At 60.6% G+C, this 25,661-nt stretch carries 27 protein-coding genes; 15 read left to right on the top strand and 12 right to left on the bottom strand.

The window, feature by feature from the left end:
- Positions 1 to 116 precede the first annotated feature (116 nt).
- From betB to ACR0KW_RS11600, 3 genes are all read left to right on the top strand, one after another.
- The gene (gene betB / locus ACR0KW_RS11610; protein WP_480805130.1) at positions 117 to 1,571 is read left to right on the top strand and encodes a betaine-aldehyde dehydrogenase; all 1,455 of its coding nucleotides are present in this window, start codon (positions 117 to 119) and stop codon (positions 1,569 to 1,571) included.
- 120 nt (positions 1,572 to 1,691) lie between these two features.
- Entirely contained in the window at positions 1,692 to 4,133 is a 2,442-nt protein-coding gene (locus ACR0KW_RS11605) for a GcvT family protein (protein ID WP_480805129.1), read from the top strand.
- Positions 4,130 to 5,473, top strand: coding sequence for an MmgE/PrpD family protein (locus ACR0KW_RS11600; RefSeq protein WP_480805128.1), 1,344 nt, complete (start codon positions 4,130 to 4,132; stop codon positions 5,471 to 5,473). The genes ACR0KW_RS11605 and ACR0KW_RS11600 overlap by 4 nt, the downstream gene beginning before the upstream one ends.
- Before the next feature lie 69 nt (positions 5,474 to 5,542).
- Here the strand turns inward: ACR0KW_RS11600 and ACR0KW_RS11595 are convergent, their stop codons facing one another.
- Genes ACR0KW_RS11595 through ACR0KW_RS11575 form a run of 5 tightly spaced genes read right to left on the bottom strand, consistent with a single transcriptional unit; the run spans position 5,543 to position 10,267 of the window.
- Entirely contained in the window at positions 5,543 to 7,687 is a 2,145-nt protein-coding gene (locus ACR0KW_RS11595) for a hypothetical protein (protein ID WP_480805127.1), read from the bottom strand.
- Complete coding sequence (motA, locus tag ACR0KW_RS11590) at positions 7,684 to 8,553, bottom strand: flagellar motor stator protein MotA (RefSeq protein ID WP_480805126.1); 870 nt, start codon at positions 8,551 to 8,553, stop codon at positions 7,684 to 7,686. Before motA ends, ACR0KW_RS11595 begins: the two co-directional genes overlap by 4 nt.
- A gap of 35 nt (positions 8,554 to 8,588) precedes the next feature.
- Entirely contained in the window at positions 8,589 to 9,164 is a 576-nt protein-coding gene (locus tag ACR0KW_RS11585) for a MotE family protein (protein ID WP_480805125.1), read from the bottom strand.
- On the bottom strand, positions 9,161 to 9,760 hold the full coding sequence (locus ACR0KW_RS11580; RefSeq protein ID WP_480805124.1) for a hypothetical protein: 600 nt from the start codon (positions 9,758 to 9,760) through the stop codon (positions 9,161 to 9,163). Before ACR0KW_RS11580 ends, ACR0KW_RS11585 begins: the two co-directional genes overlap by 4 nt.
- Positions 9,761 to 9,769: 9 nt before the next feature.
- Positions 9,770 to 10,267 carry a flagellar basal body-associated FliL family protein gene (locus tag ACR0KW_RS11575; protein ID WP_480805123.1) on the bottom strand — a complete coding sequence of 166 codons (498 nt, stop codon included), beginning with the start codon at positions 10,265 to 10,267 and terminating at the stop codon, positions 9,770 to 9,772.
- A 119-nt stretch (positions 10,268 to 10,386) separates the two neighbouring features.
- Between ACR0KW_RS11575 and fliF the strand changes: the two genes are divergently transcribed.
- Genes fliF through fliP form a run of 4 tightly spaced genes read left to right on the top strand, consistent with a single transcriptional unit; the run spans position 10,387 to position 13,583 of the window.
- Positions 10,387 to 11,976: a flagellar basal-body MS-ring/collar protein FliF gene (fliF, locus tag ACR0KW_RS11570; RefSeq protein ID WP_480805122.1), complete on the top strand. Its 1,590-nt coding sequence runs from the start codon at positions 10,387 to 10,389 to the stop codon at positions 11,974 to 11,976.
- Positions 11,976 to 12,572 carry a FliH/SctL family protein gene (locus tag ACR0KW_RS11565; protein WP_480805121.1) on the top strand — a complete coding sequence of 199 codons (597 nt, stop codon included), beginning with the start codon at positions 11,976 to 11,978 and terminating at the stop codon, positions 12,570 to 12,572. The genes fliF and ACR0KW_RS11565 overlap by 1 nt, the downstream gene beginning before the upstream one ends.
- Positions 12,565 to 12,852, top strand: coding sequence for a FliM/FliN family flagellar motor switch protein (locus ACR0KW_RS11560; protein ID WP_480805120.1), 288 nt, complete (start codon positions 12,565 to 12,567; stop codon positions 12,850 to 12,852). The genes ACR0KW_RS11565 and ACR0KW_RS11560 overlap by 8 nt, the downstream gene beginning before the upstream one ends.
- Entirely contained in the window at positions 12,852 to 13,583 is a 732-nt protein-coding gene (gene fliP / locus ACR0KW_RS11555) for a flagellar type III secretion system pore protein FliP (protein ID WP_170326330.1), read from the top strand. Before ACR0KW_RS11560 ends, fliP begins: the two co-directional genes overlap by 1 nt.
- A 5-nt stretch (positions 13,584 to 13,588) precedes the next feature.
- Here the strand turns inward: fliP and ACR0KW_RS11550 are convergent, their stop codons facing one another.
- Both ACR0KW_RS11550 and ACR0KW_RS11545 read right to left on the bottom strand, forming a co-directional pair.
- Positions 13,589 to 15,040, bottom strand: coding sequence for a sensor histidine kinase (locus tag ACR0KW_RS11550; protein WP_480805119.1), 1,452 nt, complete (start codon positions 15,038 to 15,040; stop codon positions 13,589 to 13,591).
- Positions 15,037 to 15,774, bottom strand: a complete 738-nt coding sequence (locus ACR0KW_RS11545; RefSeq protein WP_480805118.1) for a response regulator transcription factor — start codon at positions 15,772 to 15,774, stop codon at positions 15,037 to 15,039. Before ACR0KW_RS11545 ends, ACR0KW_RS11550 begins: the two co-directional genes overlap by 4 nt.
- 218 nt (positions 15,775 to 15,992) lie before the next feature.
- On the opposite strand from ACR0KW_RS11545, the gene ACR0KW_RS11540 reads away from it, so the two are divergent.
- Genes ACR0KW_RS11540 through ACR0KW_RS11525 form a run of 4 tightly spaced genes read left to right on the top strand, consistent with a single transcriptional unit; the run spans position 15,993 to position 20,165 of the window.
- Positions 15,993 to 17,237 carry an ABC transporter substrate-binding protein gene (locus tag ACR0KW_RS11540; protein WP_480805117.1) on the top strand — a complete coding sequence of 415 codons (1,245 nt, stop codon included), beginning with the start codon at positions 15,993 to 15,995 and terminating at the stop codon, positions 17,235 to 17,237.
- 60 nt (positions 17,238 to 17,297) lie between these two features.
- On the top strand, positions 17,298 to 18,170 hold the full coding sequence (locus ACR0KW_RS11535; RefSeq protein WP_170545878.1) for a carbohydrate ABC transporter permease: 873 nt from the start codon (positions 17,298 to 17,300) through the stop codon (positions 18,168 to 18,170).
- A complete protein-coding gene (locus ACR0KW_RS11530; RefSeq protein ID WP_170401212.1) occupies positions 18,163 to 19,062 on the top strand; it encodes a carbohydrate ABC transporter permease in 900 nt (299 codons plus the stop codon). Before ACR0KW_RS11535 ends, ACR0KW_RS11530 begins: the two co-directional genes overlap by 8 nt.
- 5 nt (positions 19,063 to 19,067) lie before the next feature.
- On the top strand, positions 19,068 to 20,165 hold the full coding sequence (locus ACR0KW_RS11525; RefSeq protein WP_480805116.1) for an ABC transporter ATP-binding protein: 1,098 nt from the start codon (positions 19,068 to 19,070) through the stop codon (positions 20,163 to 20,165).
- A 58-nt stretch (positions 20,166 to 20,223) separates the two neighbouring features.
- Here the strand turns inward: ACR0KW_RS11525 and ACR0KW_RS11520 are convergent, their stop codons facing one another.
- Together ACR0KW_RS11520 and ACR0KW_RS11515 are read right to left on the bottom strand one after the other, a co-directional pair.
- Positions 20,224 to 20,832 (bottom strand): MlaC/ttg2D family ABC transporter substrate-binding protein, encoded by a 609-nt coding sequence (locus ACR0KW_RS11520; RefSeq protein ID WP_480805115.1) that lies wholly within the window; start codon positions 20,830 to 20,832, stop codon positions 20,224 to 20,226.
- Positions 20,822 to 21,592, bottom strand: coding sequence for an MlaA family lipoprotein (locus ACR0KW_RS11515; RefSeq protein WP_480805359.1), 771 nt, complete (start codon positions 21,590 to 21,592; stop codon positions 20,822 to 20,824). The genes ACR0KW_RS11520 and ACR0KW_RS11515 overlap by 11 nt, the downstream gene beginning before the upstream one ends.
- Before the next feature lie 335 nt (positions 21,593 to 21,927).
- On the opposite strand from ACR0KW_RS11515, the gene ACR0KW_RS11510 reads away from it, so the two are divergent.
- From ACR0KW_RS11510 to ACR0KW_RS11495, 4 genes are read left to right on the top strand one after another with little or no spacing between them, the layout of a single operon-like run.
- Positions 21,928 to 22,383 carry a RidA family protein gene (locus ACR0KW_RS11510; RefSeq protein WP_170672873.1) on the top strand — a complete coding sequence of 152 codons (456 nt, stop codon included), beginning with the start codon at positions 21,928 to 21,930 and terminating at the stop codon, positions 22,381 to 22,383.
- On the top strand, positions 22,380 to 23,147 hold the full coding sequence (locus ACR0KW_RS11505; RefSeq protein WP_480805114.1) for a glycerophosphodiester phosphodiesterase family protein: 768 nt from the start codon (positions 22,380 to 22,382) through the stop codon (positions 23,145 to 23,147). Before ACR0KW_RS11510 ends, ACR0KW_RS11505 begins: the two co-directional genes overlap by 4 nt.
- Positions 23,148 to 23,192: 45 nt before the next feature.
- The gene (locus ACR0KW_RS11500; RefSeq protein WP_480805113.1) at positions 23,193 to 24,380 is read left to right on the top strand and encodes a GNAT family N-acetyltransferase; all 1,188 of its coding nucleotides are present in this window, start codon (positions 23,193 to 23,195) and stop codon (positions 24,378 to 24,380) included.
- On the top strand, positions 24,377 to 24,670 hold the full coding sequence (locus tag ACR0KW_RS11495) for a 4a-hydroxytetrahydrobiopterin dehydratase (protein ID WP_170401200.1): 294 nt from the start codon (positions 24,377 to 24,379) through the stop codon (positions 24,668 to 24,670). The genes ACR0KW_RS11500 and ACR0KW_RS11495 overlap by 4 nt, the downstream gene beginning before the upstream one ends.
- On the opposite strand, the gene ACR0KW_RS11490 is transcribed toward ACR0KW_RS11495, so the two are convergent.
- From ACR0KW_RS11490 to ACR0KW_RS11480, 3 genes are read right to left on the bottom strand one after another with little or no spacing between them, the layout of a single operon-like run.
- Entirely contained in the window at positions 24,667 to 24,972 is a 306-nt protein-coding gene (locus ACR0KW_RS11490) for a hypothetical protein (RefSeq protein WP_480805112.1), read from the bottom strand. The genes ACR0KW_RS11495 and ACR0KW_RS11490 overlap by 4 nt on opposite strands.
- A 48-nt stretch (positions 24,973 to 25,020) precedes the next feature.
- The gene (locus ACR0KW_RS11485) at positions 25,021 to 25,368 is read right to left on the bottom strand and encodes an EF-hand domain-containing protein (protein WP_480805111.1); all 348 of its coding nucleotides are present in this window, start codon (positions 25,366 to 25,368) and stop codon (positions 25,021 to 25,023) included.
- Between the two features lie 11 nt (positions 25,369 to 25,379).
- Entirely contained in the window at positions 25,380 to 25,625 is a 246-nt protein-coding gene (locus ACR0KW_RS11480) for a glycine zipper 2TM domain-containing protein (protein WP_480805110.1), read from the bottom strand.
- Between the last annotated feature and the right edge of the window lie 36 nt (positions 25,626 to 25,661).

Genomic DNA, 25,661 nt, shown 5'->3' with positions numbered 1-25,661 from the left:
CAAGAACCCGCCGGCCTTCACTTTTATTGACTGGTAAGTCAATAAAAGATAAGTCCGTGCGAAACGCACTCAATTCCCTACCCCCAAAGGGACATCCGAACAGAAAAGGACGCGGCATGAAGTTTCAGCCCAAGGCCAGCCATTTCATCAATGGCGAATATGTCGAAGACACCAATGGCGCCCCGATTGACGTCATCTATCCGGCCACCGGTGAAGTCATCGCGCGGCTGCATTCCGCAACGCCCGAGATTGTAAATCAGGCTCTAAACAGTGCAAAAGCCGCTCAGGCCGAGTGGGCTGCAATGTCGGGAACTGAGCGTGGCCGCGTTCTGCGCCGTGCTGCCGACATCATGCGCGAACGCAATTATGACCTGTCGATCCTGGAAACCCACGACACCGGCAAACCCCTGCAGGAAACGCTGGTGGCCGATGCGACCAGCGGCGCGGACGCGCTGGAGTATTTCGGTGGTCTGGCGGCTTCGCTGACCGGCGAGCACATCCCGCTGGGCGGTGGCGACTTCGTGTACACGATCCGCGAGGCACTGGGCGTCTGCGTTGGTATCGGTGCATGGAACTATCCAACCCAGATCGCCTGCTGGAAGGGCGCGCCCGCGCTGGCTTGTGGCAACACGATGGTGTTCAAGCCGTCGGAAACCACGCCCCTGTCCGCGCTGCAAGTGGCCGAAATCCTGATCGAGGCCGGGGCGCCCAAGGGCGTCTACAACGTGGTTCAGGGTTATGGGGACGTCGGCGCGTCGCTGGTGACTGACCCGCGTGTGGCAAAGGTCTCGCTGACCGGGTCGGTGCCGACGGGCCGCAAGGTCTATGCGGCTGCCGCAGACGGCATGAAACACGTGACGATGGAGCTGGGCGGCAAGTCCCCGATGATCGTGTTCGACGACGCCGATGTCGAAAACGCCGTGTCGGGCGCGATTCTGGGCAACTTCTATTCCTCCGGTCAGGTGTGTTCCAATGGTACTCGCGTGTTCGTGCAAAAGGGTATCAAGGAACAGTTCCTTGCCCGCCTGTCCGAACGTCTCGCCACTGCAAAGATCGGTGATCCGCTGGATGAAGAGGTCAACTTTGGGCCCATGGTCAGCGAAAACCAGATGAACATCGCACTGGGTTATATTGAGAAAGGCAAGGCCGAAGGCGCCCGTTTGATCTATGGCGGCGAGCGGATCGACGGCGACGGTTTCTACATGCAGCCCACCGTCTTTGCCGACGTCACCGACGACATGACCATCGCGCGCGAGGAAATCTTTGGCCCCGTCATGTCGGTGCTGGATTTCGACACCGAGGAAGAAGTCTTGGTCCGCGCCAATGACACCGAATTCGGTCTGGCCGCAGGCGTCTTTACCAACGACCTGACCCGTGCCCACCGCATCGTGGCGGGTTTTGAGGCGGGCACCTGCTATATCAACACCTACAACCTCGCCCCGGTTGAGGCCCCGTTCGGCGGTTCCAAGATGTCGGGTGTCGGGCGTGAGAACTCGAAACTGGCGATCAACCACTTCAGCGAGATGAAGACGGTTTACGTTTCGATGAACGATGTCGAGGCACCTTACTGATCGAAACCGGCTATCCAAACTCTGTTCCCGACATTTCGCGTCGGGAACAGAGCATAAGCCGCCCCTGACCTGTGGCTGACTTTCCTGCAAGCGCATAGTTCGCAAGCAGGAGGTCCGCCCATGAAAACCCACGCTCAGGCCGTTGTGATCGGAGGCGGCCTTGTCGGCTGTTCGATCCTTTACCATCTGGCCAAGCTTGGCTGGACCGATGTCGTCTTGCTGGAACGGGATGAGCTGACCTCGGGCTCAACCTGGCACGCGGCGGCCAATATCCACGGGCTGCACGACAACAACAACATCACCCGTATCCAGCATTATACGATGAACCTGTATAAAGAGCTGGAAAAAGAAACCGGGCAGGGGTGCGGCGTGTTCCAGCCCGGCTCGCTGTATCTGGCACAGACCGAAGATCGCGAGCACCAGCTGCGCCTGCAAGAGGCCAAGGCGAAGTTCTACGGTTTGAACTTCTATGAGATCAGCCGGGAACAGGCCAAGGAATTACACCCGCTGGCGCAGTTCGACGACATTCGCTGTATCATGTACGAACCCGACGGCGGCAACGTGGACCCGTCCGGCGTGACCATGGCCTATGCCGCCGGTGCGCGTGCTCTGGGGGCCACGATTGAGCGGTTTTGCCCTGTAATAGGGACTGATCAGCAGTCCGATGGCTCGTGGATCGTGCGCACCGAAAAGGGTGAAATTCACACGCAATGGGTAGTGAACGCAGGCGGGCTCTGGGGGCGTGAGGTGGCCGCACTGGCGGGGATCGAACTGCCGTTGCAACCGACCGAGCATCAGTATTTCGTCACCGAAGCCATCGACGAAGTCGCCAATCTTGGCCGCCGCCTGCCGTCAATCGCCGACCGCGATGGCGAGTACTACTTCCGGCAGGAGGGCAATGGCCTGCTGATCGGTGCCTATGAAAAAGACATGCGGTTCTGGGCAGAAAACGGCACCCCGCTGGACTTCGCCCATGACCTGTTCCCCGACGATCTGGACCGCATCATGGAAAACGTCATTCGCGCCACCGAACGCGTGCCGGTGGCTGCCACGGCGGGTGTGAAACGGGTGATCAACGGGCCGATGATCTGGTCCCCGGATTCGAACGCAATCTGGGGTCCGGTGCCGGAATTGAAAAACTACTTCTGTTGCACCGGGATCATCCCCGGATTCTCGCAATCCGGCGGCCTTGGTCTTTTGTCGGCGCAATGGATGATCGAGGGAGAGCCGCAATACGACATGTTCGCCTGGGATCTGGCGCGGTTCGGCGACTGGGCGGACAAGGCTTTCACCAAGGCGCGGGTCGAGGACGTCTATACCCACCGCTTCGCCATCCACTTCCCGAACGAAGAACGCAGTGCCGGCCGTCCGGCCCGCGTGCGCCCGGCCTATCAGATGCAAAAGGACATGGGCTGTGTCTTTGGCCTGAACTGCGGCTGGGAGCATCCACTGTGGTTCGCCGATCAACCTGGCGCGGTGGAAACCAACGGCTTCACCCGTCAGAACTGGTGGGAGCCGGTGGGGCGCGAAGTGCAGATGCTGCGCGATCATGTGGGCGTCATCGATATCTCGAACTTCGCCAATTACGTGATCAAGGGGCAAGGGGCCTACGAGTGGCTCGACCGTCTTGTCGCCAACCGGGTGCCGACCGAGGTTGGGCGGTCTTGCCTGACCCCGCTCATTTCGGTCCGCGGGGGTGTGGCCGGTGATTTCACCATCACCAAGGTTGCTGACGACGAGTATATGATGATCGGCTCGGGCATGGCCGAGCGCTATCACCAGCGTTTCTTCAACATGGTCGATCTGCCCGAGGGCACCACTTTCGAGGTCGCTACCAACCGCATCGCGGGCTTCAACGTGGCCGGGCCGAAATCGCGTGACCTGTTGCAGCGACTGACCAATGCGGACCTGACCAACGAGGGCTTCCGCTTCATGCGCTCCCTCATGATCGAGGTCGCCGGGGTTACCTGCCTTGCCATCCGTGTCAGCTTTACCGGTGACCTTGGATGGGAATTGCATTGTGCCGAAGAGGACCAAATCAGGCTCTATTCTGCGCTTTTGGAGGCTGCAAAGGATCTGAACGGTGGTCCGGTCGGTGGCCGCGCGCTGGGGTCGCTGCGCATCGAAAAGGGCTATGGGTCCTGGGGCCGCGAGTATTCTCAGGAATATTGGCCGCAAGAGGTCGGGCTGGCGGGCCTGATCAAGCTGGACAAGGAGTTCCTGCACAAAGAGGCCTATCTGACCATCAAGGACAATCCGGCGCGTGAGGTTCTGTCGATCTTTGAGGTCGACGCTGATGTTGCCGATGCCTCAGGCGGTGAGCCGATTTTTACCCCCGATGGCACACCCGTAGGCCGCGTGACCTCGGGCGCGTATGGGTATTCGGTCGGCAAGTCTCTGGCCATAGGATATGCCGACCCCAAGGTGGCAGGCCCGGGAGACAGGGTCGAAGTCTTTATCCTCGGCAAGGCGCACAGGGCCAGAATCCTTGCTGAACCGCCATTTGATCCAGAAGGATACAGGTTGCGTGATGTCCAATCGGTGATGGAGGGCGCCTCATGACCGACGCCTTCACACACGTTGCCGATTTCACCCTGAACCGTCCGGCTGAACAGATGCCGGACAGCGCCAAAGACGCGGCGGCGCTGATGATGCTGGACACGATGGGCATCCTGATCGCCTCGGGCCCGATGGAGGCCGGGGTGATCGCGCGCGACGCGGCGGCGCTGCTCTATGCAAGTTCCGATCCGGCCTACAGCACGCGGATGATGTTCGACGGTCGCCCGGTCAGCATGGCAGGTGCGGCCTATGCCGCCGCAACTCAGACCGACAATCTGGACGGCCACGATGGATATAACCCGACCAAAGGGCATATCGGGGTTGTGGTTCTGCCTGCGCTGATCGCGCTTGCGGAACATCGCCCTGATCTGACCGGACCCGAAGCGCTGGCCGTGGTGATCACCGGTTATGAAATCTCCGGACGTGCCGGGCAGTCGCTGCACGCGTCAGTCAGCGATTACCACACCTCGGGCGCGTGGAACGCGTTGGGCGTGGTGGCGATGGCGGCGCGGCTGCGGGGATTTACACACGATCAGATGCGGCAGGGGATGGGAATTGCCGAATATCACGGCCCCCGCAGCCAGATGATGCGCGAGATTGCCAATCCGACGATGTTGCATGACGGCTCGGGTTGGGGTGCGCTGGTTGGTATCTCTTCCGCAATTCTGGCCGAGCGTGGCTTTACCGGGGCACCTGCCATCACGATCGAAGCGGAGACCGCCGCCCGCCATTGGGACGATCTGGGACAATTCTGGCAGGTCGAGCATCAATATGTAAAACCATACCCAATTTGCCGTTGGGCTCACGCAGCGATTGATGGTGTCCGGGCGGTGATGCGGGACAACACTCTGTCCCATGACCAGATTCAATCTATTCAGATCAACAGTTTCCATCAGGCGGCCTGCCTGTATGCAGGGATGCCGGGTACGACGTCTCAGGCCCAGTATTCTCTGCCCTTTGCCGTAGCCGTGCAGGCCATTTACGGCCGAATCGGGGTCGAGCACATTTCCGGCCCCGGGCTGTCTGATCCGGCTGTGGCGGAATTGATGGCGCGCATCCAGGTGGCGGAGGCTGAGCGCCACAACGACCGATTCCCCGAAGGCCGCTGGGCTGATGTCAGCATCACAACCACCGACGGGCGGGTTTTGAAGTCCGGAGACGTCCACGCCCGCGGCGGCCCCGAGGTTCCATTCAGTCGGGATGAGGTGATTGACAAATACATGGAATTCGCGGCCCCGGTCATCGGGGCGACGCGTGCCGAAGCGATCTGCAACGTCATATTGGGCTGGGTCGCGCCGAACTCCCGATACTCCGACCTGTCATCACTTGTTTTTGGTCCATAGGGGGTGCGCACCGGGCCATAGAGCGGGATGGCTGTTTCCCGCACTGATAATCCCTTGTTAGAGCCTGTTTCAGTCTGTCTTCAATGTCGCGAAGAGATCAGCAATCCTCTGCCGGGTTTCCACACTGTCCTGTAACAGGGCTTCCGCGTCGGCCAATGGTTTTTCGGGCACGCGTGCGGGAGAGGCCGCCAGACCCAGGGTTGATTTCGCAACACGGCTGAACTTCGTCCCGCTGTCGGGCTCTGCCTTCTCGGACAGGTTGGCCAGCCAGAACAACCGGTTCGCTTCCTCCACTTGGCCCGAGGCGCGCATCTGATCGCCCGCGGCTGCGAAATCACCTGCGGCCTGCAGGGCCGTGGCCCGCAGTGGCACAGCTTCTTCTGACGGATCATCGGCCAGTTCCAGTATCGCCTGATGCGGGCGCTGGGCCAGCAGTGCCGCCTTGGCCCGTAACCGGGCTCGTTCCCCACGTTTGAGCCTGTCCTGAGGGCGTTTCGCCAAAGCCTGCGCCTTTCTTGCAAACCCCAGTTCGGCCAGTCGGTCAGCAACCGCAATTGCCGCATCTATTGTCAGACCCTGTGCCTGAGTGTGCGACAGGCTCAGGGCGCGGCGCAAAAAGGTGGCATCATCGGCCCGTTCGGTCAGAACGAATATCACGCGGTTGAGTGTCTCGGTGGTTCCGTCACCCTCTGACAACTCTGCCACCACGTCCAGCGCCGCATCGAACTCCTGCCCAAGGCTCAGGGCAACCGCGTGAGTTTGGCGCATCATCGGGCCGATTTCTGACCGGCGCAGCTCGACCGTGTAGGATTCCGCCAGATCCAGCTCTTGCGGTGAGACCGCGCCGCGCTCCTGCCAGCGTTTGTCAATCAGCCGGGCCAGCGCCAGCGGGGCCTCGAGCGTGGCGTCCGGGGCTTCAAGCACTTCGATCAGCAAGGCTTCGGTCCGGGGCGCATCATGTTCGGCCGTTGCGACCTTTGCCAAGGCCTGCGTGGTGTCTGCGCTGCCCTGAGTCTCGACACGGTCCACCGAGCGCAGGACGCGCCGGGCGGCCTCCAATTCCTGCCCGTCCACCAGAATGTCCGACAGCATCGGCCCGACATGGCGGCGCAGATGATCCGGCAGGTGCGCAAAACTCTGCTCGATTGCCACCAGATTTGCGTCCTCGTGCAAGCTGCCTTCGGCGAGGGCCGCCCACATGGCGGCATCACTTTCACAACGCTGTAGTCCGGCAAAAGGATTCGATCCATGCAATGGCCCATTATCCAGAACGCGGGCAATGGCGGCGATACGTTTGGTTTCCAATGACCGCTCACCCAGTAAATCCAGTGTTCTGATGGCTTCGGCCCCAAACCCGGAATAAGCATAAAGCTTGGCCAGTTGCAGCGCGCGGGCTTTGTCGAGTGCGTCGAATTCCTGAAACAGACCCGCCCTCAGCTGCGCGGCCTGTTCGGCAAACGGGCGTTCGTCGGACCAGCCGTCAAACGCCAACTCGGCGCTGGATACGCAGGGTGGGCGCCGTTCCAGCTGCGGTACATCCGGACCCAAAAGGCCGTTCAGGTCGTCCAGGATCGAGGTCACCTGAACATTCAGTTCTACGTCAGGCGGCATGAGCAGGCTCTGATTGCCGATGGAGGCTCGTGGCCCCACGGGCGCAACCTTCAGATCGACGATGCCCCGATCAGCACCTTGCAAAAGACGGGTTGCAAGCTGGTCTTCGAATCCGCCTGCGTTCAGGTTTAACAAGGGCAGTTCCAGTGCAGCGATACTCTGATCCGGCCCGGGTGCCTTGTCGTCCTTGGGGGCTTTGGGCAGGACCGGGGCCGGAATGTCGCTTGTGAGCGGCGGCAGGTAGGTGCCGGGCGCAATATCCACCACAATCATACTGTTTTTGAACAAAAAAGCCGAGGCGACACAGTCGCAGCCAAACTCCAGTTCAAGAGGGGCGCCGGGTTCAGTTTGCGAAAGGGCCGCGAGGCGGTTCTGAGACAGGCGCTGAAACACCGCCCCTGTCCGAAACGCCACATCCTCCAACGCGACATTCAGGCGCGCGCCGTTCTTCGTCTGTTTCAAAACCCAGCCGGTGTTTGGCGGCACCTGAACAACCAGTCTGGTGTAGCCGTTATGCTCGCCCGAGCGTACGGTCACATCCCGCGCGGTGGCACTGGTGGCCGCCGCAATCAGGGCCGAAACAATCAGCGCAAACCGGGTCATGCCGCCGCCTGCTTAAGTTCTTTCAGCGCCTCTTCCAGTTCGGTGAAATCCGGGCGGTTGTGGGTCGGCGTGTTCTGACGCCCGACCTCGATACACATGGCGGCGTTGTGGTTGTGCAGGTTGGCGACCAGAACCTCTTTGATCAGTTGGTAGAAATGGTTGTCCTCTTCCACCACCGCCTTCAGCTTGCCGGCAAAGGGGCCGACCAGACCATAGGCCAGAAAAACGCCCAGAAAGGTCCCCACCAGCGCACCGCCGATCAGTTTGCCCAGAACCTCGGGCGGTTGATCGATCGAGCCCATCGTCTTGATCACCCCCAGAACCGCGGCCACGATGCCCAAGGCGGGCAGGCCATCCGCAACCGTCTGCAGGGCATGGCTGGAATGCATGGCGTGATGGAAATTCGCCTCCATCCGCTTTTCCAGCACCTCTTCCACCTGATGCGGATCGTCGTAGTTCATCGATGCGGAGCGCATCGTGTCGCAGATCAAGTCAACCGCTTCCTTGTCGGCCTGAATCTTCGGGTACGCCGAGAACAGAGCCGAGTTTTCCGGGTCTTCGATATGTTGTTCGACCTCGACCGGATTGGCCTTTGCGATACGGATCAGCGAAAACAGCAGGCACAGCAGGTCGCAGTAATCCTCGGGCTTCCATTTTGGGCCTTTGAACACTTTGCCCATGTCCTTGACGGTATGTTTGACAGCGCTCATGTCGTTGCTGATCAGAAAGGCCCCCACAGCGGCGCCGCCGATCATCATCATCTCAAAAGGCAGCGATTTCAGGATAATGGCCATTTTTCCGCCCGCAGCCAGATAGCCGCCGAACACCATGGCGAAGATGACGACAATTCCGATTAATCCGATCATGGGTGGTCTCCAGCAAAGTCCTGTGCGGGTTGATTTTATTCCTGCGGCGCCGTGGCGTTGCGGCCAGCCATGATGACGCTGATCGTGTAAGCGGCCTCGGGGCTCAGCCCGGCCAGAACGCCTGCAGCCGCGTCCGGCGGCATTCGTGACAGGAAGCCGGCGGCAAAGCTCGGGTCCATCGTTTCAAACAGCGCGGCCGCGTCTTTGGGTTTCATGCTTTGGTAAACGTCCGTCAGGCGTGTCAGGTCGGTCTCGGCGGCCTTTTCGGCGATGGCCAGCGTCTCGCGCAGTGCTTCTTCGGCCTCTTGCAGCGCAACCAGGCGGGTCTCGATCGCCTGGTCGGCAATGGCCAGCGCCTTTTCCTTGTCCAGAACGGCCGCCTCACGCTGTTTCAACGCCTCTTCCCGACGCAGCAACTCGGTCAGCAAAACCTGAGCCCCGGGCAATTCGGCCCGTGTCTGCTTGGCTTCGGGCATAGATGGCTCGGCACCTTTCGCCAGCGCGGGACCGGCTTCCAGCCCAATGCGAATCGCGGCAGACCCGATCATCAACAACGAGATGACAGCGAGCACGCCGCCCCTTGGACGCCTTTCGGATGGTCTGCCGGTCATGTCGCGGCCTCGCCCCGCGACCGATTGTGCCGGAAGAACATCAGACCGTCGGGTCGCTTAGCCGGAGTTGTGGCAGGTGTTTCGCTGTCCGGCTCTGCGGGCTTTTCGGTTGTTTCAGGGGTGTCTTCTGGCGCTGCGGGTTTGTTGGCCGCTTCAACACTGTCTTCCGGCTCTGCAGGCTTTTCGCTCGACTCAGGCGTGGCTTCCGATTCTGCTGCGGTTGTTTCCTCATCCGCCTCAGGCTTTGCGCTTGTCTCTTTTGCGGGTTTGGCAGGTTCCGACTCGGCCGGTTTCGCAGCCTTTTCTTCGGGCGGAACGACGTCATGCATCGAGGCCATCATCAGTTCCAGGCGCTGGGCGACCGATTCCGCCCGCTGCGTCAGCTCTTTCAGAACCTCTCCGGACTGATCTGATGCCTCACGCGCCGCGCCCAGCGACTTTTTCAGCTCATCAGCCTGGGTCGACAGCACGGCAACCGCGCCGCCAACGCCCTTTTCCAGATCGGTGAACCGCTTGAGCCGTCGGGACAGCACAAAACAATAAAGACCCGCACCCAGCGCGCCGGCGACCAGCAAAATATCTGCAATCAGCTCCAATTTCGCCTCCTAGTTCAATACGAATTCCATCACGAGGACATCGCGCACGCGCCCCTCGCCGACGACAATTTCAATGCGCCGCAGCAGGTGGCCGCGGATGCGCATCAGGGCCAGCGAATCCTCAAGATCCGACACTTCGACCGCGCGCAGATAGCCGTTCAGGATGTCCATAATTCTCGGTTTCATCTTCTCGACATCGGCGGCGTATTCGCTGTTCACCTCAAGCTGAGCGTGAAATTTCAGATGCCGAGAATCGCCCGCGTTCACCGACACGATCACCGGAGGCAGATCGATGAAACCCACCTGCGGCAACGCCTTGACCGGCTTGCCTTTATCCATGTCCTTGGCGCCTTCCACAGCGGCTTTGCCGCCGAAAGGCAGCATTCCGGCCGTAGTCAGGAAAAAACCGCCTGCCGCCCCGGACACGGCCAGAATCACCCCTATGATCAGCCCTTTTTTCCCAGACTTTTCCGGGACTTCTGCCCGTTCTGCAGTCGCGTCAGTCATGACGTCCTCATTTGTGCGTTCTGCAATCGTCATAACCCGGCAGGGACTAACCGATTGTTAAGGGCAATGGTCCAAACAGGGAACGTGCCGGGCAGAATGTCGGCGAGTCGGAGGTGAGCGTGCAGCAGATCGGAACTGTCTGGGCAAGTTTGGACAGGCGTAAACAAATCATCGTTGCCGGTGCAGTTGTGCTGGTGTTTCTTGGGGTTCTTGCGATGTCACGTCTGGTGACGGCACCGTCGATGACCCTGCTCTATGCGGGGCTGGAAAGCAGTGCCGCTGGGGATATCGTCCGCTCGCTGGAACAGCGCGGTGTTCTGTACGAGATTCGCGGTGGCTCGATCTATGTGCCCGGGTCGCAGCGGGATGAGCTGCGCATGACTCTTGCCAGCGAAGGCCTGCCCGCCAACGGCAATCAGGGGTACGAGCTGCTGGACTCGCTCAGCGGCTTTGGCACCACGTCGCAGATGTTCGATGCCGCCTATTGGCGCGCGAAAGAGGGTGAGCTGGCCCGCACCATCGTCGGCAGCCCTCATGTCAGCCAGGCACGGGTGCATATCGCCAACGGGTCGACCAATCCATTCCAGCGCAGCGTGGCGCCGACGGCCTCGGTCTATCTGGTGCCGTCGGGGGCGCAGGTCACATCCGATCAGGCCAAGGCGATCCGATTTCTCGTGGCTTCGGCCGTCAGTGGCCTGGCGCCCGAGAATGTCACCGTCGTCGATTCGAACGGAGCGGTGATCGGGGCGCAGGAAACAGCCGTGGCCGCTGATACCGCCGATGACAAGGCGCGCCAGCTGCGTGAACGGGTGATGCGTCTGGTCGAAGCACGCGTTGGCACCGGGAACGCAGTGGTTGAGGTCAGTGTCGATACGGTGACCAAAACCGAATCGATCCGCGAACGCCGTTTTGATCCCAATGGCCGCGTCGCCATCAGTACCGATGTCGAAGAACGCTCGGATAGTGCCCGCAACCAGTCCGCCGATGTTACCGTAGCGTCGAACCTGCCGGATGGGGATGGCGCTGGCGGCGACGAATCGAATTCCAACGCGACGCAGACGCGGGAACGGGTGAACTATGAGGTGTCCGAGACTGAGCTTGAGGTTCACAACGCCCCCGGCGCGATCAAACGCCTGACCGTTGCGGTTCTGGTCAACGGAACCCGCACGGTGGACGCGGCCGGGGTGGAAAGCTTTGAGCCGATGCCAGAGGCCGAGATGGATGCGCTGAAAGAGTTGGTCGCCTCGGCCGTCGGGTTCGACGAGGCGCGCGGGGACGTCATTACCCTGAAATCATTAAACCTGCCGGTGGTTGAACCGCAGGGCACGATGGCCTCAGCTTCGATCTGGCAAAAGATGCATTTCGACGCGATGTCGCTGATACAGATGGCAGTTCTGGCGATTGTCTCGCTGGTGCTCGGCCTGTTCGTAATCCGCCCAATCCTGACGAAACCGGCAATGGCGCCCGCGTTGCTGCCTGCCGGGACTGCTCCGGAGCCTGAGGCCTATCTGACCGGCGAAATTGCAACCGACGAGAACGGACAATTCACCTCGCTGCCGGGTCAGGCACCCGCTGGCGACGTTCCGGCACTGGCCGCTCAGCAGGGCGCTGATCCGGTGGATCGGCTGCGCGCGATGATCGGCGACAAGCAGGAAGAGACGGTCGAGATTCTGCGCAGCTGGCTCGAAGAAGGGGAGGAGCGTGTCTGATGTCGATTGCCCATCTTCTTGAGGATTTCACCCTGCAGGCCGGGGGTGGCAAGCTGCACCTTCTGGACGAGGATGCGCTGGAAGAGCAACGTCTGGCCGCCTTTGAACAAGGCTACAGCGCCGGTTGGGAAGACGCGGTTCAGGCGCAGGAGCAAAGCCGGGGCCAGGTCTCGGCTGAACTGGCCAAATCGCTTGAGGATATGTCCTTTACCTATCACGAGGCCGTCACCCGGATGACCCTGTCGTTGGAGCCGATGTTTCAAAGTCTGGTGCAGGTTGTCCTGCCTGAGACGCTGGATCGCGGCTTTGCAGCGCGGCTGGTGGAACAACTGACCGATATGGCACGTGAACAGGTTGGCCAGCCAATGCAGATATTCGTGCCCGCAGGCCGCACGGACGAGGTCGAAGCCCTGTTGCCGCAGGATCTGTCCTCACCCACCCGCGTGAACGAAGACCCGTCGCTGCAGCCCGGACAGGCAAGGCTGCAGGTCGGCACTTCGCAGCGCGAGGTGGATTGCAGCGGTCTGCTCGCCTCGGTCGCCGGGGCCTTCGACGCATATGTATTTCAGGCAAAAGAGGCAGTGAGCCATGAGTGAAACACAGACCCCGAAACCGGAAAAAGCCAACCCGTTCGAAGCCGTCCCGATCGAGGTCACAGTCTCGGTCGGGCGCGCGCGACCCTTGATCCGCGATCTGCTGAACATGGGAGAGAATGCCGTACTGACGCTGGACAAGCGGATCGAGGACCCGGTCGACCTCTATGTAGGTGATCAGTTGGTCGCCCGTGGTCTGCTGGAAGAGATGGAAGGCGATCAGGCGGGTCAGCTTGCTGTGCGCCTGACCGAGATTTCGGATCTGCAGAACGGGATCGGTTGATGCGGGTTCTGCTTTGGCTGGTTGTCGCGCTTGCGACCCTGTCCCCATCGCTGGCTGCGGCGCAGGAGCTGTCGCTGTCTCTGGGCGAAGGTGGCTCGATCTCGGCGCGGACCATCCAATTGATCCTGTTGATCACGGTGCTCAGCCTCGCGCCGGGGCTGGCGATCATGATTACCTGTTTTCCGTTTCTGATCACCGTTTTGGCTATCCTGCGACAAGGCATTGGGCTGCAGCAATCGCCGCCCAACATGCTGATCGTCAGCCTGGCGATGTTCCTGACCTATTTCATCATGGAACCGGTCTTTACAGAGGCCTGGACCACCGGCATCAAACCGATGGTCGAAGAAACGATGGAGGTTGAGCCAGCGCTGGAAATCGCCGTCCAACCGTTCCGCGCCTTCATGGCCGCACGGCTGGACCCTGATACGTTTCATTCCATGGCCGCCCTGCGACCCGGCGGCGATACCATCGCGCTTTCACCCGAGGCGCCGCTTTCGATCCTCATGCCGTCCTTCATGCTGTCCGAGATTGCCCGCGCCTTTCAGATCGGCTTTTTGATCTTTCTGCCGTTTCTGATCATCGATCTGGTAGTGGCGGCGGTGCTGATGTCGATGGGGATGATGATGGTGCCGCCTGCAACCGTATCGCTACCGTTCAAACTGGCGTTTTTCGTCATAGCCGACGGCTGGTCGCTGATCGCCGGGGCCTTGGTGCGCAGTTACATGACCTAAAGCGGTCATTGCCGGGTGATCTGCAGCCGCGCCCGCAGACCCTGATCCCCGGCCTCGAAACTGAGGGAACCGCCATGCTGTTCGGCAATCGTGGCCACAATGGTCAGGCCAAGGCCGAACCCGTCCGAGGACCCGATATTCGAGCCGCGGCGGAACGGGGCCATCAGCGCTTCGATATCCGACACGGACAGATCGGCCCCTTTATCCTCGATGGTAATAGTGGCCGTGCGCGCATCGGTTTCCAGTTGAACTTCGGCATGGCGACCGTATTTCAGGGCGTTGTCGATCAGGTTGGTCAGCGCGCGTTTCAACGAGATCGGCCGCCCCATCACCAGCATCCGACGCGTTTCCGGCAGTGACCCATGCCCGCGCCGGGACATGAAGACTGAGGGCGCGCCCTCGATCGCGACCGGGGCGATTTTCTTCAGCGTCACCGGCAAGCCCATATCCTGATAATCGGCGACCAGAGCCTCGACCAGCGCGGTCAGCGAAATCTGACGGGGTTCTTCTACGCTCAGCTCGGACCGCGTGTATGTCAGCACGCTTTCGATCATGCCGGTCATCTGGTCCACGTCGGCCTCAAGCTTTTCGCGTAGCTCGTCATCCGGGATCAACGCCGCCCGCAGGCGAACGCGGGTGGCGGGTGTGCCCAGATCGTGACTGACGCCTGACAGAACAGTGGCGCGCTTTTCCAGCTGCGCGCGCTCGGCATCCAGATGGTCATTGACGGCCGAGACGATCTCGCGCAGTTCCGCCGGACCATCAGTGTCATAGCTGTTCGGCCCGCCCCGGCGCTTGCGGTCGCGCAGCGCGCCTGCAAACCGGGTGAAGGTATCCGAGACATTGCCGACCGAGGTCAGGATGACCGCCAGCGCCACAATCGCGGCCAGAATGGAAGGCAGGCGCAGGTCGGCGGGGGCGGCCTTACAGCCCCAGACATCGGTGCCATCCACCTGCCGCCAGTCGTTGCGCCCGAACCGGGCGATCAGGATCGGTTCGCTGCAATAGGTGGCCAGCAGGCGGGTCAGGTTGCCCATCTTTTCAGCCCCCGTTTGATCAATACGCGACAGGATATCGGAGACCGGATAGACCAGCCGGTCGGACATCACCGCCAGCGTCAGTTCGCGCCCGGTCAGCGGGGCGGTGTTGTCGGTCAGGATCGACAGGTTGGTGACGAAGCTGCGGTCCGACAAGCCCGGCAGTTGTTCGAACCGCCCTGCATCGGCCAGTTGCACCGCCTCGGGCGATAAAACCGTGACCGTAACACCGGGCGGAGGGGTCATCCCGACCCGCAACTCTTCGTAGACGGCGAAGCCCGCAACATAGGCGCGGGTCAGAAAGTCATCCCAGGCGCGGGCCGAAGAAAACCACAACCCTGCGGACAATAGGCCGGTGGCAAAAGCCGCCCCAGTCCAAATCCAGCCCAGGCTGCGCAGGCGCGGGGCGCGCGGTGTCATGCGCCCTCGTCCACGGACACTTCGGTGGCAAAGACATAGCCGACACCGCGCTCGGTCCGTAACATCTGCGGGTCTTTCGGGTTTGCCTCGATCTTCGACCGCAGCCGCCCGACCAGCATGTCGATGGCGCGGCCCTGCGCCTCGGGTTTGTCGGTGCTGCCGGTGACATCCAGCGCGGCGGCAATTTCATCCCGGGTCAGCGGGATATGTGGATTGGCCAGCAGAACTTTGAGCAGCGCGGTTTCCCGTTGCGACAGCGAGACCAGATATCCCTCGGGCGAGTGGACCTCATCCCGTTTGCCATCATATACCCAGTCATTGAACCGAAAGCTGCGCGTGCGGCGACGATAGGCCAGCGACGGCGTGCGGCGGGCGCGCTGCATCACCGCGCGGACGCGGGCCAGCAACAGCTGCGGGTTGAACGGTTTGGCGATATAGTCATCGGCGCCGACCTCATATCCCGCCATGCGCTGATGGTCGGCAGACAAGGCCGAGACCAGGATGATCGGCACATCCTGCTCGGCTCGCAGGCGGGCGCAGATCTCGACGCCGTTCTCATCGCCCAGCATCACGTCCAGCAGGATCAGGTCGATCCGACCTGCCGTCAGGTGCGATCGGATTTCGTTTTCCGAGCTGGCAGGCAGGGCGATGAAACTGTTCTGCTGCAAGAACTGGGTCATCATCGACCGCATCTCGGGGTCGTCATCCACCACCAGTAGTCGCGGAATGCTCACGCGGCTTGTCCTCCCAATTTCTTCTCCTCTGGTACCGTCCATTGTAACGAACGGAAACAGATTCAATGTCAACGTAACACGCTGTAACAAAAGCGGTGAAAATTTGGACGGTGGCCGGACTTGGACGCGGATTCCGCGTTGCCAGACAGCATTCTGGGCGCAGTATGTCGGGCATCGCTGCGTTTGCAGTCACAAAGTTCTCAGGGAGGAGACACGTAATGAAGCGTTTTGTATTTGCCACTGCATCGACCCTGGCCGTGGTGGCCGGGACGTCGGTTCTGGCCGAGCCGCAGGCTGAAGTTCTGCATTGGTGGACTTCGGGTGGTGAGGCCAAATCGGTGGCCGTTCTTCAGGAAGAGTTCGCCTCGAACGGTGGTACCTGGACCGACATGCCGGTTGCCGGTGGTGGTGGTGACGCGGCGATGACCGCGCTGCGTGCCCGCGTTCTGGCCGGTAACGCGCCGACCGCGGTTCAGCTGAAAGGCCCCGCCATTCAGGAATGGTACGAAGAAGGCGTTCTGGCCGATATCTCGAGCGTTGCAGAGGCCGAAGGTTGGGCCGACGTGCTGCCCGCCTCGATCGCGGGTCACATGATGTGTGAAGGCACATGGTGTGCCGCACCTGTCAACGTGCACCGTGTCGACTGGATCTGGGCCAACGCCGACGTGCTGGCCGCAAACGGCATCGAGATGCCGACCACTTGGGATGAGTTCAACGCCGCCGCTGACAAACTGCAGGCCGCTGGAGTGATCCCGCTGGCCCATGGTGGTCAGGCATGGCAGGACGCGACCGTGTTCGAAACAGTGGTTCTGGGCATAGGCGGGCCCGAGTTCTTCCAGAAGGCCCTGGTCGATCTGGACCCCGAGGCGCTGACCTCGGACACCATGGTTCAGGTGTTCGATCAGATGCGGACCCTGCGTGGCTATGTGGACGAGAACTTCTCGGGTCGCGACTGGAACCTGGCCACCGCGATGGTCATGAACGGCGAAGCGGCGTTCCAGATCATGGGCGATTGGGCCAAGGGTGAATTCCTGGCGGCGGGTAAAAAGCCCGGCGAAGATTTCCTGTGCGCCTCGACCCCCGGCGACGGCTATCTGTACAACGTCGACAGCTTTGCCATGTTCGACGTGGACGGTGACGACAAGAAAGCCGGTCAGGACCTGCTGGCCAAGCTGATCGTGGCGCCGAACTTCCAGAAAGTGTTCAACCTGAACAAAGGCTCGATCCCTGCACGCACCGACGTTGCGCTGGATGACTTTGACATTTGCGCCAACCTGTCGGCCGAAGACATGGGTTCGACCTCGACGGCTGGTTCGCTGCTGCCGTCTTACGCGCACGGTATGGCGCTGCGCGGCTCGCAGTCCGGCGCTATCACTGACGTTGTGACCGCTCACTTCAACTCGGATATGTCCTCGGCTGACGCGGTTCAGCAACTGGCGGACGCAGTGGCCAACAGCTACTGATCCGAACCGGTTCTGCCCCTATACTGACGGGGCAGAACCTCTTTTCTCCCGGAGGAAAAAATGTCCGAATGGCTGGAAAACCACCTGCCCAAGGTGGTGCTGGCACCGTCGTTCATTGCCGTATTGATTTTTGTCTACGGCTTTATCGGATGGACGGCCTGGGTGTCACTGACCCGATCGAAACTGTTGCCGAAATACGAGATCAAGGGATTCATCCAGTATGAACGCCTGTTCGACTCGCCCCGCTGGGATACGGCAATCAACAACCTGTATATCTTTGGCGCGCTGTTCATCGTGATCGCAATGGTGCTGGGCCTGTTGCTGGCCATCCTACTGGATCAGAAAATCCGCGTCGAAGGGGCCATCCGGACGATCTATCTGTACCCGATGGCGCTGTCGATGATCGTGACTGGGACCGCGTGGAAGTGGATCCTGAACCCGGGTCTGGGCATTGAGTCCATGGTGCAGGGCTGGGGGTTCACAAACTTCAAGTTCGATTGGCTGGTGAACCCGGATTACGCCATCTACACCATCGTCATGGCCGCCATCTGGCAAAGCTCGGGCTTCGTCATGGCGCTGTTCCTCGCCGGGCTGCGCTCGGTGGATGGTGAGATCATCAAGGCCGCGCAGGTCGATGGTATCCCCACATGGCGCATCTATACCGCCATTATCATCCCCTCGATGGCCCCGATCTTCCTGTCCGCCTTCATCGTGCTGGCCCACCTTGCGATCAAGAGCTTTGACCTTGTCATCGCCCTTACGGGTGGCGGTCCGGGTTACGCGACCGATCTGCCAGCAACCTACATGTACGCAATGGCCTTTTCGCGCGGCGACATTGGTCAGGCGGCTTCCTCCGCGATGATCATGATGCTGGTCGTCTTTGCCATCGTGGTTCCTTACCTTTACTCAGAGCTGAGGGCTAAAAATGACTGATCTGTCGATGCCCCATACCGAAACCCGCACCCAAAGCGCCACTGGCAAGATTGCCCTGCGTTGGCTGCTATATGTCCTGCTGGGCCTGTTCGCGCTGTATTACCTGATGCCGCTGTTCGTGATGTTGACCACATCGCTGAAGAGCCTTGAGGAAATCCGCACCGGGTCCCTAATCTCACTGCCCCGCGAGGTCAGCTTTGACGCTTGGAAAACCGCATGGTCCGGCGCCTGTACCGGTATCCAGTGTGAAGGTCTGCGGCCTTACTTCTGGAACTCGGTCCTGATCGCGGTGCCCGCGGTTGCCATCTCGACCCTGTTGGGCGCACTGAATGGCTATGTCGTGGCGCAGTGGCGGTTCAAAGGAGCCAACATCATCTTCTCGCTGATGCTGTTTGGCTGCTTCATCCCGTTCCAGGTGGTTCTGCTGCCGATGGCACGTCTGCTGGGCATGATGGGGATCGCTGGGACCATTCCGGGCCTGATCTTTGTCCACGTAATCTACGGGCTGGGCTTCACCACGCTGTTCTTCCGCAACTACTATGTCACCATTCCGGCCGAGCTGACCAAGGCCGCCCGGGTTGATGGCGCAGGCTTCCTGCGGATCTTCTGGTCGATCTTCCTGCCGCTGTCGCTGCCCATCATCGTGGTGACCGTGATCTGGCAGTTCACGCAGATCTGGAACGACTTCCTGTTCGGCGTGTCGTTCAGCCAGGCGGGCACGCAGCCCGTGACCGTGGCGCTCAACAACATCGTAAACTCCACCACCGGCGTCAAAGAGTACAACGTCGACATGGCTGCCGCGATCATCGCGGGTCTGCCGACGCTGCTCGTCTATGTCGTCGCCGGCAAGTATTTCATCCGCGGTCTGACCGCAGGCTCAGTGAAGGGATAAGACCCATGGCTCCCATTCTTGATATCAACAAACTCTACAAGAATTACGGTGCGACCGAGATTCTGAAGGACATCAACATCTCGATCGAACCGGGCGATTTTCTGGTGCTGGTCGGCCCCTCGGGTTGCGGTAAATCCACCCTGCTGAACTGTATTGCAGGGCTGGAGGAGATCACCGGCGGCACGCTTTCAATTGGCGGCCACGACATGACTCATGTCAGCCCCAAGGACCGCGACATCGCGATGGTGTTCCAGTCCTACGCGCTGTACCCGACCATGACCGTGGCAAAGAACATCACCTTCGGCATGAAGGTCCGCGGGGTCGATCAGGCTACGCAGGACGCCAAGCTGAAAGAGGTCGCCCAACTGCTGCAGATCGAGCCGCTGCTGAACCGCCGCCCCAGCCAATTGTCGGGTGGTCAGCGTCAGCGGGTGGCGATGGGCCGGGCGCTGGTGCGCGACCCCAAGCTGTTCCTGTTTGACGAACCGCTGTCCAACCTCGACGCCAAGCTGCGGGTCGAGATGCGGACCGAGATCAAGAAGCTGCACCAGACGCTGGATGCGTCCATCGTCTACGTGACCCATGATCAGATCGAAGCGATGACGCTGGCGACCAAGATCGTGGTTCTGAAAGGTGGTGTCGTGCAGCAGATCGGCACCCCGGCCGAGATCTACAACAACCCGGCGAACCTGTTCGTGGCCGATTTCATGGGCTCGCCCGCAATGAACCTGATCCCGGCGCAGGCGACCAAGAACGGCTCGGGCACCGAGATCGCCATCGCGCGCGAAACAGGTGACACGCTGGTGTTGAAAGATAGCCGCGATCTGTCACTGCCCAAGGACGTGATCCTGGGTCTTCGCCCCGAGGATATCGCCGAGGCAGGCTTCCGCGCCGGTGCAGGCGTGCAGGAGGCGGAGTGCCTTGTCGATATGGTCGAACCCGCAGGCGCCGACACTTATGTGGTGTCAGAACTGGGCGGCAAGCAAGTCACCGCGCGTCTGCATGCGGAAACCAGCGCGCAGGCGGGCAAGATGCTGAACCTCGCCTTTGACATGAGCAAAGTGTCCTACTTTGCCAAGGAATCCGGCGAACGCCTGAACTGAACGCAAAAGCGCCGCGCGAAGCCAATCGCGCGGCGCTTTTTTTGAACTGCGAACCGGATCAGCCGACTTTATTGCGGTTCATGTCCTTGATCAGACGATTCAGATCACCGCCGCGCGCATCCAGCATCGCGCCGATCTCGGTCCGTTCGGTCAGCAACATATTCACCCCTTCGATGAACATGTTGAAGAACCTGTCGCGGCCCGATTTGTCCGAAACAAGGAAGGTCACCTCGAACGGCGACGAACCCTGCAGCTTGACCGAAGTGCGCACCTCGTAACCTGCCTTGATCTTGCGGGCATTGCGCACGGTCACCTGACCGCCGATGAATTCACGGAAACGACGGCCGTATTTGGTCGAGATATAGCCCTGAAACGCCTTGGTGAACTGTTTGATCTGCGACGGGCTGGCCGAGCGGCCATCGGCCCCCAGCACATAGCGCGCCATGATCGGCACATCGGCATATTGCACGAATATCTTCTCGAAATCGCGGATCATGGCTTTTTCGGATTTGCCCGAAGCGATCACACGGTTGATATCGTCCACGACGCTGACAACCAGAGCCTTGGCGCTGGCTTCGGTCTGGGCAAAGGCAGGAAGGGCGGTCAGCATCACACCGGCTAGGCCGGTGGCAATAAAACCGCGACGGTTCAAAGTGTTATTCGGCATAGGGGTCCTCGTAGGGGTCTAGGTAGGGGTCCCTGACAGGGTCGGTCCCGGTTTCTGCATAGGGGTCGTCATACAGGCCCAGATAGGCTTCCTCATCATCGCGTGCCAGTTCGAAGCGGCGGTTCTGGATGAAAATTGTCCGTGCCTGCGCATAACTATCGGCACTTTCATACAAAATCGAATCGACAGTGTCCGAGAACCGGCCCCGATCACCCATTCGACGCACCACCTCAGCATAGACACCGATATTGTCGACCGGTCGGGTGGGGCTGAAATTGATCGGGTTCGAGAACAGGTTGACCACAACGCCAATCGCGTCCCGCTGAGTTGACGGGCCATAGAAGGGCAGTTCGACATAGGCGCCTTCACCCACACCCCAAACGTGCAGGGTTTCCCCGAAATCGGTGTCCACTGGGGGCAGGTCCAACTCGTCTGCCGGTGAAGACAGACCCACTCCGCCCACCGTCATATTGATGACAAAGCGCAGCAGCGCGTTGCCGGATTGCTTGGGGTTGCCCTGCAGCAGGTAATCCACCGCCTGCCCAGGCAGCGTCAGGTTCTCGGCGAAATTGCTGAAACTGGTCACCATCGGGTCGGGCACGATTTTGACGTACCCTTTTGAAGCCGGTCGGAACAGAAACCGATCAACGCCGAGGTTGAATTTGTGAATGCCCCGGTTGTTTCGTTCATAGGGGTCGAACACCTCATTTGCCGGTGTTCCTTCCGGAGGCCGCGTGGCGCAGGCGCTCAGGACTGCCATCAGGGACAGAACGATCAGGTGTTTCAGGCGTGGTCTGCTCAACACGGTCTTTGCAACTCCAAACCATTCGGGGTCGTTGACCCGAACTATCAATCAATACTGCCTATGGCCACATAGCGCGGCCTAATCCGACGTCACATATACGTTTCACAACCAATATGAAACAGATAGCGTTTAACCCGCCCGATGGGCTGAGGTAAAGCGACACCGCTTCAACTGTTCGGAATAAGAAGAGTTACGCCCACCTTTCAGGCACGTCCATCCCCGTTTTCTGACTTTCCGAATTTGCCCGTCCCGGTTAGCTTCGCCGCGACTCAAGATTTGGAGGAAACCTCATGAGCATCGCAGCAAAACTGGAAAGCCTCGGCGTTAGCCTGCCGGACGCGCCCGCACCGGCAGCGAATTACGTCCCCTTCGTGCGGGTCGGCAACATCGTCTATGTGTCGGGTCAGATCTCCAAGGATGATGATCTGATCACCGGCAAGCTGGGCGATGACATGGAGGTTGAGGCCGGTGCGGCGGCGGCAAAGGTCTGCGCCATCAACCTGCTGGCGCAGGTCAAGGCGGCCTGTGGTGGTGATATTGAAAAGCTGGTGCGGGTGATCAAGCTGACCGGTTTCGTGAACTCGACCGCAGATTTCACCGCCCAGCCGCAGGTCATCAACGGCGCGTCCGATTTCCTGGTCGAAGCGCTGGGCGATGCCGGTCGCCATTCCCGTTCGGCCGTCAGTGCCGCCGCGCTGCCGCTGGGTGTGGCTGTTGAAATCGAAGGCATTTTCGAGGTCCAATGACACCGCGCCTGCCTTCCGTGTTCCTGCAGACCCCGATCGCGCATCGGGCGCTGCATGACAAATCGGACAACCGCCCGGAAAATAGCCGGGCGGCCATTCAAGCTGCGATCGAGGCCGGTTACGGCATCGAGATTGATCTGCAACTGACCTCGGACAACCAAGCGATGGTGTTTCATGACTATGACATGACGCGCCTGACCGGGCAGTCCGGCCCGATTCAGCAGATCTCGGCGGCGCAGGCGCAGGCCACCCAGCTGCTGCACGCTGAAGATGGCATCCCGACACTGGACGAGGTGCTTGAGATGGTGGGTGGCAAGGTACCGCTGCTGATCGAGTTCAAGGATCAGGACGGCGCGATGGGCCCCGATGTCGGGCCGCTTGAGGCCGACGCGGTGCGCGCGTTGCAGGGCTATGACGGGCCGGTGGCGCTGATGTCGTTCAACCCCAACTCGGTGGCTGAACTGGCGCGCCTTGCACCGCATCTGCCGCGTGGCATCGTGACCTGTTCCTATCAGCCCAAGGTCGAGCTGTTGCCGCAGACCGTCTGCGATCATCTGCGCGACATTCCCGATTTCGACCGGGTCGGTGCCAGTTTCATCAGTCATGAGGCCGCAGACCTGTCCCGCCCCCGCGTGGCCGAGCTGAAATCGCAGGGCGTGCCGATTCTGTGCTGGACGGTGCGGTCGCCTGAACAAGAGGCACTGGCCCGCGAGGTTGCCGACAATGTGACCTTCGAAGGCTATTTGGCCCCACACCCGGGTTGAACCCATCCCCCTCCGTCACAGATAAAGGTCAGACGCGGAGGGCACATGGATCAGGCGCAAATCGAAGTTCAGATTCTGGGATCGCTGTCGCAGATTTCCTCTGAGGATTGGGACAGTTGCGCCTGCCCGGAGGCCGCTGATGGCGGGCGGCCGCTGGACCCGTTCACCACCCATCGGTTCCTGTCGGCGCTGGAAAACAGTGGCTCGGTCGGGCGGGGCACCGGCTGGCAGCCGCAATATCTGACCGCCTATCTGGATGGGATGCTGATCGCGGCGGCGCCGATGTATGCCAAGTCGCACAGTCAGGGCGAGTACATTTTCGACCACAACTGGGCCCATGCTTATGAAAACGCGGGTGGGCGATATTACCCCAAGCTGCAGATCGCCGTGCCCTTCACCCCCGCCACTGGTCGGCGCTTTCTGGTACGGCCGGGATACGAGGCAGTGGGGATATCTGCGCTGGTACAAGGCGCGGTGCAACTGGCCGCCGACAATCGGGTGTCATCGCTGCACGCCACCTTCTGCACCGAAGATGAGGCCATCGCCGGCGAACAGATGGGCCTTATGCTGCGTACGTCGCAGCAATTTCACTGGCTCAATGACGCATACGCGGATTTCGACGGCTTTCTGGATGCGCTGTCCTCGCGAAAACGCAAGAATATCCGCAAGGAGCGGGCCCAGGCCTGCGGGTTCGGCGGTGAGATTCGCACATTGACCGGCGACGAGCTGCGCCCGGAGCATTGGGATGCCTTCTGGCGGTTCTATCAGGACACCGGGTCGCGCAAGTGGGGTATGCCGTATCTGGCGCGTCAATTCTTTGATATCGCTCAGGAAACCATGGCGGATGACATGGCCTTGGTGCTGGCGGAACGCGACGGTTACCCGATTGCCGGGGCGCTGAATTTCATCGGGCGCGAAACCCTTTTTGGCCGCTATTGGGGCTGCGTCGAACATCACCCCTGCCTGCATTTCGAATTGTGCTACTATAGGGCGATTGATTTTGCCATTGCCCATGGTCTGGCCCGGGTTGAGGCCGGGGCGCAGGGCGAACACAAGCTGGCGCGAGGCTATTTGCCTACGCGCACGCATAGCTTGCATTGGGTCGGTGACCCCGGTTTTGCCGATGCGATCCGAAAATATCTGGACGCCGAGGCCGCCGCAGTGGGAGAAGAGATCGAGATCCTGACGGAATACGGCCCGTTCAGGAAATTGAACCCGGAGGAACAGCAATGACCGAACTATTGTCGACCGAGACCCGCGGGCCGCTGCTGGACCCGCTGTTCAAGAATGGCTGGACCATGGTCGAAGGCCGGGATGCGATGACCAAGACGTTCATCTTTGAGGATTTCGTACACGCCTTCGGCTGGATGACACAGGTGGCGATTTTCGCCGAGAAATGGAACCACCACCCCGAGTGGACCAACGTCTATCGCACGGTTGAGGTGACGCTGGCCACCCATGACGTAGGCGGGCTGTCGGCGCTGGACGCCAAGCTTGCCCGAAAAATGGACAGCCTCTGTTAACGATTGCCTGAACCGACACCGCCCGCCAGTGATGCGGCGGTGCCCATCTGCGCAAACTCTGCAGGAGTTACGGTGCCATTGCTGACATCTATGCCCGCAGGAATTCGTGTCGTCCGATTGCCGATCTGGCGCACGCTGCGTGCGGCCGGGTTAATGTCCAGACAGCGGTTGTTGTAACAGGTCAGCCCGGACGTATTGATCTGAATGCGCGCCTGCCCGTCCGGCCCGGTCACCACCGGCGCCTGCGGAGCATCGCAGGCCGCCAGCAGGCTCAGAATGCAGAGAAGTCCCCATTTTTGCATGGCACGCCCCACGTGTGGATGGCCCCGCTAGGCGCGAGGCCGTCCGGTTTAATCCAACTGGCCGTCCTGGTCCTTGTCGGCCGACAGGAAATCGTCGTTCATCTGTGTGTCGAATTCCGACCTTGAGATGAAACCATCGTTATCGCGGTCAACGTCCCGAAACTGGTCTTCGTCCAGATGCGGCTTGGCTTCCTGCAGTCCCACCGAACTGTCTTTGTTCACATCCATCGCCTCGAAGGCGTAGTCGGCAAAAGCGTCGTATTCTTCCCGCGACAGGAAACCGTCATTGTTCTTGTCGATGGCTCTCAGCTCGTTTTCGTGCAGCTCGGCAACGTTTTCGGCCGAGGCGGCACCGGCCAGCAAAACGGCCGCAGCGATAATAAATCCACGTGTCATTCCGGCTCTCCTCAGCATGCGTATCTGTTACCCTGAACAGCGCCGGCGGCCGCGCCTGCCCCTGTCAGGATGGACTTGCCTGACCCGCCACCGAACTGGTTGCCGATGGCACCACCGATAAGCGCACCGCCCAGCGATCCGCTGAGGCAAGCGATTTCGTGTTGGCGCGCCGCCTGTTGTTGCGGTGTCGGGGCGGGGCCGCAGGCAGCCAGCGCCCCCGCAGTGCCCAGCACTAGGGTAAGGATTTTCAGTTTCATCAAACAAACTCCTGATTGCATTATTCGAATATTGGC

The sequence above is a fragment of the Ruegeria sp. CG11 genome, from assembly GCF_056537245.1.
This window is presented reverse-complemented; position numbering and strand designations above follow the sequence as displayed.

Bases quoted from the DNA above. Each gene is read 5' to 3' on its own strand.
- betB (WP_480805130.1), top strand. From the start codon at position 117: ATGAAGTTTCAGCCCAAGGCCAGCCATTTCATCAATGGCGAATATGTC.
- ACR0KW_RS11605 (WP_480805129.1), top strand. From the start codon at position 1,692: ATGAAAACCCACGCTCAGGCCGTTGTGATCGGAGGCGGCCTTGTCGGC.
- ACR0KW_RS11600 (WP_480805128.1), top strand. From the start codon at position 4,130: ATGACCGACGCCTTCACACACGTTGCCGATTTCACCCTGAACCGTCCG.
- ACR0KW_RS11595 (WP_480805127.1), bottom strand. From the start codon at position 7,687: ATGACCCGGTTTGCGCTGATTGTTTCGGCCCTGATTGCGGCGGCCACC.
- motA (WP_480805126.1), bottom strand. From the start codon at position 8,553: ATGATCGGATTAATCGGAATTGTCGTCATCTTCGCCATGGTGTTCGGC.
- ACR0KW_RS11585 (WP_480805125.1), bottom strand. From the start codon at position 9,164: ATGACCGGCAGACCATCCGAAAGGCGTCCAAGGGGCGGCGTGCTCGCT.
- ACR0KW_RS11575 (WP_480805123.1), bottom strand. From the start codon at position 10,267: ATGACTGACGCGACTGCAGAACGGGCAGAAGTCCCGGAAAAGTCTGGG.
- ACR0KW_RS11565 (WP_480805121.1), top strand. From the start codon at position 11,976: ATGTCGATTGCCCATCTTCTTGAGGATTTCACCCTGCAGGCCGGGGGT.
- ACR0KW_RS11560 (WP_480805120.1), top strand. From the start codon at position 12,565: ATGAGTGAAACACAGACCCCGAAACCGGAAAAAGCCAACCCGTTCGAA.
- fliP (WP_170326330.1), top strand. From the start codon at position 12,852: ATGCGGGTTCTGCTTTGGCTGGTTGTCGCGCTTGCGACCCTGTCCCCA.
- ACR0KW_RS11550 (WP_480805119.1), bottom strand. From the start codon at position 15,040: ATGACACCGCGCGCCCCGCGCCTGCGCAGCCTGGGCTGGATTTGGACT.
- ACR0KW_RS11540 (WP_480805117.1), top strand. From the start codon at position 15,993: ATGAAGCGTTTTGTATTTGCCACTGCATCGACCCTGGCCGTGGTGGCC.
- ACR0KW_RS11535 (WP_170545878.1), top strand. From the start codon at position 17,298: ATGTCCGAATGGCTGGAAAACCACCTGCCCAAGGTGGTGCTGGCACCG.
- ACR0KW_RS11530 (WP_170401212.1), top strand. From the start codon at position 18,163: ATGACTGATCTGTCGATGCCCCATACCGAAACCCGCACCCAAAGCGCC.
- ACR0KW_RS11525 (WP_480805116.1), top strand. From the start codon at position 19,068: ATGGCTCCCATTCTTGATATCAACAAACTCTACAAGAATTACGGTGCG.
- ACR0KW_RS11520 (WP_480805115.1), bottom strand. From the start codon at position 20,832: ATGCCGAATAACACTTTGAACCGTCGCGGTTTTATTGCCACCGGCCTA.
- ACR0KW_RS11515 (WP_480805359.1), bottom strand. From the start codon at position 21,592: ATGGCAGTCCTGAGCGCCTGCGCCACGCGGCCTCCGGAAGGAACACCG.
- ACR0KW_RS11510 (WP_170672873.1), top strand. From the start codon at position 21,928: ATGAGCATCGCAGCAAAACTGGAAAGCCTCGGCGTTAGCCTGCCGGAC.
- ACR0KW_RS11505 (WP_480805114.1), top strand. From the start codon at position 22,380: ATGACACCGCGCCTGCCTTCCGTGTTCCTGCAGACCCCGATCGCGCAT.
- ACR0KW_RS11500 (WP_480805113.1), top strand. From the start codon at position 23,193: ATGGATCAGGCGCAAATCGAAGTTCAGATTCTGGGATCGCTGTCGCAG.
- ACR0KW_RS11495 (WP_170401200.1), top strand. From the start codon at position 24,377: ATGACCGAACTATTGTCGACCGAGACCCGCGGGCCGCTGCTGGACCCG.
- ACR0KW_RS11490 (WP_480805112.1), bottom strand. From the start codon at position 24,972: ATGCAAAAATGGGGACTTCTCTGCATTCTGAGCCTGCTGGCGGCCTGC.
- ACR0KW_RS11485 (WP_480805111.1), bottom strand. From the start codon at position 25,368: ATGACACGTGGATTTATTATCGCTGCGGCCGTTTTGCTGGCCGGTGCC.
- ACR0KW_RS11480 (WP_480805110.1), bottom strand. From the start codon at position 25,625: ATGAAACTGAAAATCCTTACCCTAGTGCTGGGCACTGCGGGGGCGCTG.